Here is a 6220-nt window from a genome sequence, read left to right on the forward strand (position 1 = left end):
CCTCAACGCAGGCTGAACTCCACGGGCAGGACCAGTTCCATCTGGTCCTGTCCCAGTTCCGGGGGGATGGGGGGAAGGGGCTGGGCACGGTCCAGCAACTCCTCCGCCTCCCGGTCCAGTGCCTCCACCCCGCAACTGCGTTCCAACTGCCGTGACAGGACGCGGCCATTGCGGTCCAGGGTCAGGCGGACCCAGGCGGTTCCCTGCTGCCGCCGCTGCCGCGCACTCATGGGATAGCGCTTATGCTTGCCCAGATGCGCCATCAACCGCCCCTGAAAGGCGGCCAGGGCATCGGGCGGTGGCCCTGACGGGGCACTGGCCTGCGGGGCGGGTGCGGTTTCTGCCAGGGCCTGGGCCGGTGTGGCGACCGGTTGCGGCGGTATCTCCGCCACCGGTTCACTGCGGGGGGCAGGCCGGGGCGGTGGTGGCGGCAGCTTTGCCACCGCACGCTCAATCACCGGCGGCGGCTTTGGCGTCGGTGCCTGTGCCATCGGTTTGGGTGGCGGCGGGGGAGGGGGCGGTGGTAGCGCCGGTGGGGCCAGATCCAGCAGCAGGGCCGGGGGTGGTACCGGCGGCGCCACGGGGGGCGGTGCATGGGGTTTCAAGGCGACGAAGCCGGCCACGGCCAGATGCGCCCCGACCGCCAGCGCAAAGGCCAGCGGCCAGCGCACGCCGCCGACGGGCAGGGTCGCCACACCGGTCACGGTGCGGCCCCCACCGCGGCCCCATCCAGGCCGACCAGCGCCACCTTCAGATAGCCGGCATCGCGCAGCGTGTTCATCACCAGCATCAAGTCGCCATAGGCAACGGTTTTGTCGGCGCGCAGAAACACACGCTGTTCCCTGTCCCCGCTCGTGGCCGCGTCCAGGGCTGCGGCAAGGGCATCATTGCCGGCCACCGGCGTCTCATCGATGGCCAGCGACAGGTCGGCCTTTACCGACAGGAACAGCGGCTTGGACGGGCGCTCGGCCTGCGGCGCGCTGGATGCCGGCAGGTCGACGGGCACATCGACGGTGGCCAGCGGCGCCGCCACCATGAAGATGATCAGCAGCACCAGCATCACATCGATGAAGGGCGTGACATTGATCTCGTGATTTTCCGACAGGTCATCATCCCCGCCGGTGCGCAGCTTGGCGGCCATGGCCCTTACTCCGCGGCGCGCAGACGCGGCTTCACGCCCCGCCGATCCAGATCCCGCGACAGCAGGCGCAGGACGGCAGCGGCAATGTCGCCCACCTGGGCCCGGTAACCACCGATGCTGCGCGTCAGGGCGTTATAGACTAGCACGGCGGGGATGGCGGCCACCAGACCGATGGCGGTGGCCAGCAGTGCCTCCGCGATGCCCGGTGCCACGACGGCCAGATTGGTCGTGTGGCTTTCGGCGATGCCGATAAAGCTGTTCATGATGCCCCAGACGGTGCCGAACAGACCCACAAAGGGGGCCGTGGCGCCGATGGAGGCCAGGACACCGGTGCCCCGCGCGCTGGCCCGTGCCGTTGCCGCCTCGATCCGTTCCAGCCGGCTGGCGGCGCGTTCCTTGATCCCGTCAGGCGGCAGGTCGACCGACTGCTCCATTTCCTCCAGCACGGCATGCAGCAGCGGTGCCGCCGGGTCGCGGCCATCACTCAGGCCGGCGGTGGCATCGGCCAGACCCCGGACGCTGTCCAGCCGGGCCAGCGATGCAGCGGCCCGGCGCTTGGCCGCCGACAATTCCAGCAGTTTGGCGATGAAGATGGTCCAGGTGGCGACCGACGCCCCGGCCAGACCGATCATCACCGATTTGACCACCCAGTCGGCGGCCATGAACATGCCCCAGGGCGACAAGGCATGGCCGCCCAGCGACGGTTCCGCCAGTGCCGGCCCGGCCAGCAGCCCAGACAGGGCAGTACCCGCCACGATCCACCCGAATTTCCGCTTCGCCATCGCAGCCCCCCATAAGGAAACATGTCCCGGTCTGGTGGTACTGCACATGCGATTGAGTTGCAACTGCGTTCGCGGCGCAGGTGTCGTGCCGAAACGTCGCGCCTGGGATGGGCGCTCAAGACCAAGAGCCATGGATCATGGCTCTTGGTCGTTACCTGTTCCCTCAGCCGCCGGGCGCCGCCATCCGGCGGCTCGGCTTACGCGCACATGGGTGCGCGGGCCGCCGGTCGGCGGCCTCCAAGGGGCATAGGTCATGCCCCTTGGTACAAAAGGAAAAGCCCGGTCGATTTGCCGACCGGGCCCTTTTAGGTTCGGAGAATCTTGAGATGGTGGGATCAGGCCTGGATATCGACGATCTGGCCACGGCCACCGGTCGCCGCGGGACGGGTTGAACCGCCCCCCGCCAGCAGATTGGTCACCTGCTGCGACTGGTCGGAGGAGGCGCGCACCTGTGCGGTCTGAAACTGCTGCGTAATATTCAGCTGTTTCAGGGCCGTGGCATAGCCGGCAGAGCTGCTGACGTCCATGTGCGTGTCTTCCGTCTGGTCGTGAACCGGTGATTGCCCACCGGGACTGTTCCTACATCATAAAATATAGGGTGGTTTCAGAAGGAATCCAAGCCGCGACCTGTTCCATTGGCATATGCCTATGGAAAAACCGGTTAGGGTCAGCCCAGTGTGCTCATGATCGAGAAGCAGAGCGCGTCCCCCTGGGCGTGGATGGTTTTCAGCGCATCCTTGGGCAGGGGGATTTTCTTGTCGCGGCAATAGGCGACCATCAGACGGGCCAGCTGATAGCTTTCCACCTCCAGCTCCGACCGCGCACCACCGCCGGCCGCCTCGCTCTGGATGCGGATGGAAGGCGGGGGACCCTCCACCACCTGGATGCGGGTGATGCGGCGGGCAGGGTCGAACCCGTCAAGCGGCACCGACTGAAAGACCAGCTTCAGTTCGTCATTGGAGAAGATGATGTGACGGATCTCGGTAATCATGGCCGTTCTTTCCGTTCCCGTCTCAGCCCGTACGCTTTTTCTGGCGACGACGATAAATGGTGCAGGGATTTATTTCCAGCAAAGCCGCCGCACGGGTGATATTGCCGTGACACAGGCGGATGGCTTCATCGATGGTTTCTTCCTCCACCTGCCAAAGCGGGCGGATGCGGCGTTCATCATTCTGCCAGGCGTCGGCGGGGCCGGATGCCGGTTGCGGTGCCGCGGGCGTGGCCGGGCCGATGCCGGGAATGGGTACGCCCGGAATGCCAAGGCCCCCGAATGGCCCCGACGGCGGGGCGGCCAGGGCCGGGAAGGCCTGTCCGATCTGGCTGGCCAGGGGGCCGGCGACCGCCGCCCAGCGCGGATCATGCAGAATCGGCGGCACGATCATGGTCGGCTTGTTCAGGGGCGGCGGCAGCATGAAGGGCTTGATCTCGTCCCCGTCATTCAGCACCACGACATTGCGCACGACATTCAGCAGCTGCCGGACGTTGCCGGGCCAGGCATAGGTCTGGAGGATGCCCTCGGCTTCCTTATCGAAGCCCCTGAAGGATTTGCGCTCCTCCCGACCATACTTCTCCAGGAAGTGGCGGGCGATCAGCAGGATGTCGTCGCCGCGTTCGCGCAGCGCCGGCAGTTCGATGGAGATCACCTGCAGGCGGTAGAACAGATCCTCGCGGAACCGGCCCGCCTGCACTTCGGCATAGGGATCGCGGTTGGTGGCGCAGACGATGCGCACATCCACCGGCTCCAGCTTCTCGCTGCCCACCTTCTTGACCATGCCGGTCTGGAGAAAGCGCAAAAGCTTGGCCTGCAGGGACAAGTCCATCTCGCCGATTTCGTCCAGGAACAGGGTGCCGCCATCGGCCTGCAACGCCGCACCGGCGTGGTCGGTGCTGGCCCCTGTGAAGGCCCCCTTCACATGGCCGAAAATCTCCGACTCCATCAGGTCCTTCGGAATCGCGGCACAGTTGATGGCGATGAAGGGGCCTTGGGCGCGTGGGCTGCGGCGATGGATGGCTTCGGCGCAAACCTCCTTGCCGGTACCACTTTCACCGGTGATGAAAACAGTGGCCTTGGATGGTGCCGCCGCCTCAATCAGGCGATAGGCCGCCTTCATGGGTGGCGACGCGCCGATGAAGCCGTAGAAGGAATATTCGGTGACGGTGGGTTCCGCCGCTGTGGCCTTGGCGCCCTTGGCCTTCGGCGCCTTGCCCCCGGCCTCACGCGTCGGCACCGGCTGTGCCAGGACCGTAGAGACAGCGCCGCGCAGCCGGTCTGTGCCCACCGGTAGCAGCAGCACATCGGCGGCACCTGCCCGCATGGCATCCACGGCCACCTGAACCGACCCCTGCGCCGTCAAGGCGATGGCCCGGGCAGCCAGGCCCGCCTGGGTCAGGTCTCGCAGCAGGTCAATGCCGGGGCCATCGGGCAGTTGCAGATTTATCAGCAGCAGATCAGTGCCGCCCGTGGCCGCCAAGGCCTTTCGCGCCGCCGCCCCACCATCGACAACAGACAGGGCATGCCCATCGCGCTTCAGTGCCGCCACATAGGCATGTGACAGGGATGGAGCCGGTTCAATGATCAGGATACGGGCGGGTTCGGTCAGCATAAAAGGATGATTGCATGGGGCGTTGCGTTCAGCAAGGACGTCTTGCTGAATGATAGAAGGTGATTGCAAAAGGCAATGGACGGTGGCTTCCGGCATGACATACAGGGGTGTTTCCATGTTTGGGATCCAGGGAAACAGCCGGTTTCGGGCAACTGGCCCGTGAATTGCTCTGTTGATACCGGATTTAGAGGCGATGAAAGAGGTCGCCACAATCGTTAGCCGTCAAGGGCCGCAGCCCGGACGGTTATGCAGACGCCGCAGGGCCAGATGATCCGGTTGGATCGTTTCCACTGCGCCGCCTCACCGGCAGCCCCGCCGCCGGGCCCACTTTTCGGTTCAGGGCAAAGATGCGGTACCTTGTCGGCACGGCGGCCCGCCCCGGTCGCCGTGCCGGACTTTCCCCGATCAATCCTGATCCTCGTCCTCCGGCCCCTCCCCATAGGGGAAGCGGGGCTGCTCCCTCATGCTGCTGCTGAAGCGCCAGACCTTGGGTTCATCCAGAACCAGGGTGCCGCGTTGCAACTGGTCCATGATGGCAATGGAAATCCCGGCTTGCAGCCGTGCAGCCCAGGGCGCCATCGCCGCCGCCCCATCGCGCAGATAAGCCGGTGAATAGAGTGCGTGTGCGATGCCATCCGCATGGTTGGTCAGAAAAGCCATGACCAGTGCAGCGCATTCGGGGGGCGGTAGCACAGGTTCGATGCCGGCTGCGGCAGCAGCCAGTACGGGGTAGAGCAGGTGCGACCGCTCATCCAGCGTCGGATCGCGGGACAGGTTATCAGCCACACGGGAAAGATAGGCAGCCTTGGCGGCGGGCAGTTCCCGCAGGGCCATATCGAGAATCTGGCGATGATGCATCGGTGCCCGTCGGGGTGATTGGCAATGCCTTATCCTGACCGACGCGAACTGTCAGGGCAATGTGACCCATCGTATGGGGCCCGCACAAAAGGAAAGGGCCGGGCCCGTCCCGTGGGACAGACCCGGCCCTCGCCTGGATCAAGATTACATGAACAGGGCGTTGATCTGAGCGGAGGTCATCGACGACACCTGTGTGGAGGTGAAGCCAGCGATCTGGGTGGTGTTCATCGCCGCGATATCCGTCGTCTCCAGACCACCGACCTGGGTGGTGGACAGCGACGAAATCTGCGTCGTGCTCAGACCCATGATACCCGTGGTGGTGAAGGCAGCGATCTGTGTCGAGCTCAGTACAAACAGCTGGGTCGTGGTCAGACCCGATACGAAGGTGGAAGTGAAGACCGGGAACTGCTGGCCACCCGTCAGCTGAGCCACTGACGTGGTGCTGAAGTTAGCGACCTGGGTTGTGGTCAAAGCCGCCAACTGCGTGCTGTTCAGGATGGTGGCCTGCGCCGTTCCCAGAACCGCGATGTCGCTGGTTTCCAGCGCCCGGATCTGGGTTGTGCTGAACTGGCCGACCTGAGTGTAGGTGAAGGCTGCGACCTGGGTCGTCGTCAGACCCTGAACCAGAGTGGCCGTCAGACCCGCCAGCTGCGTGCTGGTCAGTACCGCAATGTCAGTGGTTTCGATACCAACCACCTGTGTCGTGGTCAGGGCCGTGATCTGGGTCGTGGTCAGGCCACCGATCTGGGTGGTGGAGAGGGCGGCCAGATCGGTTGTCTCAATGCCACGCACCTGGGTGGTGGTCAGCGAGGCGATCTGGGTCGTCGTCAGGACAC

Annotated in this window: 7 protein-coding genes and 1 pseudogene; all 8 read right to left on the reverse strand. The window is 65.2% G+C overall.

Going from position 1 to position 6220, the window contains the following annotated elements:
* Positions 1–2: 2 nt before the first annotated feature.
* Positions 3–704, reverse strand: a complete 702-nt coding sequence (locus ACODSP_RS18690) for an energy transducer TonB family protein (RefSeq protein ID WP_488967065.1) — start codon at positions 702–704, stop codon at positions 3–5.
* A complete protein-coding gene (gene exbD, locus ACODSP_RS18695; protein ID WP_488967066.1) occupies positions 701–1141 on the reverse strand; it encodes a TonB system transport protein ExbD in 441 nt (146 codons plus the stop codon). Before exbD ends, ACODSP_RS18690 begins: the two co-directional genes overlap by 4 nt.
* Positions 1142–1146: 5 nt before the next feature.
* Complete coding sequence (gene exbB, locus ACODSP_RS18700; RefSeq protein ID WP_488967067.1) at positions 1147–1923, reverse strand: tonB-system energizer ExbB; 777 nt, start codon at positions 1921–1923, stop codon at positions 1147–1149.
* A 335-nt stretch (positions 1924–2258) separates the two neighbouring features.
* Positions 2259–2450, reverse strand: coding sequence for a hypothetical protein (locus ACODSP_RS18705; RefSeq protein ID WP_488967068.1), 192 nt, complete (start codon positions 2448–2450; stop codon positions 2259–2261).
* Between the two features lie 140 nt (positions 2451–2590).
* The gene (locus ACODSP_RS18710; protein ID WP_054165702.1) at positions 2591–2914 is read right to left on the reverse strand and encodes a hypothetical protein; all 324 of its coding nucleotides are present in this window, start codon (positions 2912–2914) and stop codon (positions 2591–2593) included.
* A gap of 22 nt (positions 2915–2936) precedes the next feature.
* Positions 2937–4526, reverse strand: a complete 1590-nt coding sequence (locus ACODSP_RS18715; protein WP_488967069.1) for a sigma-54-dependent transcriptional regulator — start codon at positions 4524–4526, stop codon at positions 2937–2939.
* Positions 4527–4931: 405 nt separating this feature from the next.
* The gene (locus ACODSP_RS18720; RefSeq protein WP_488967070.1) at positions 4932–5384 is read right to left on the reverse strand and encodes a hypothetical protein; all 453 of its coding nucleotides are present in this window, start codon (positions 5382–5384) and stop codon (positions 4932–4934) included.
* 144 nt (positions 5385–5528) lie between these two features.
* Positions 5529–6220, reverse strand: a pseudogene (locus ACODSP_RS18725) (beta strand repeat-containing protein); the annotation flags it as partial.

Source organism: Niveispirillum sp. FG156, assembly GCF_057809555.1.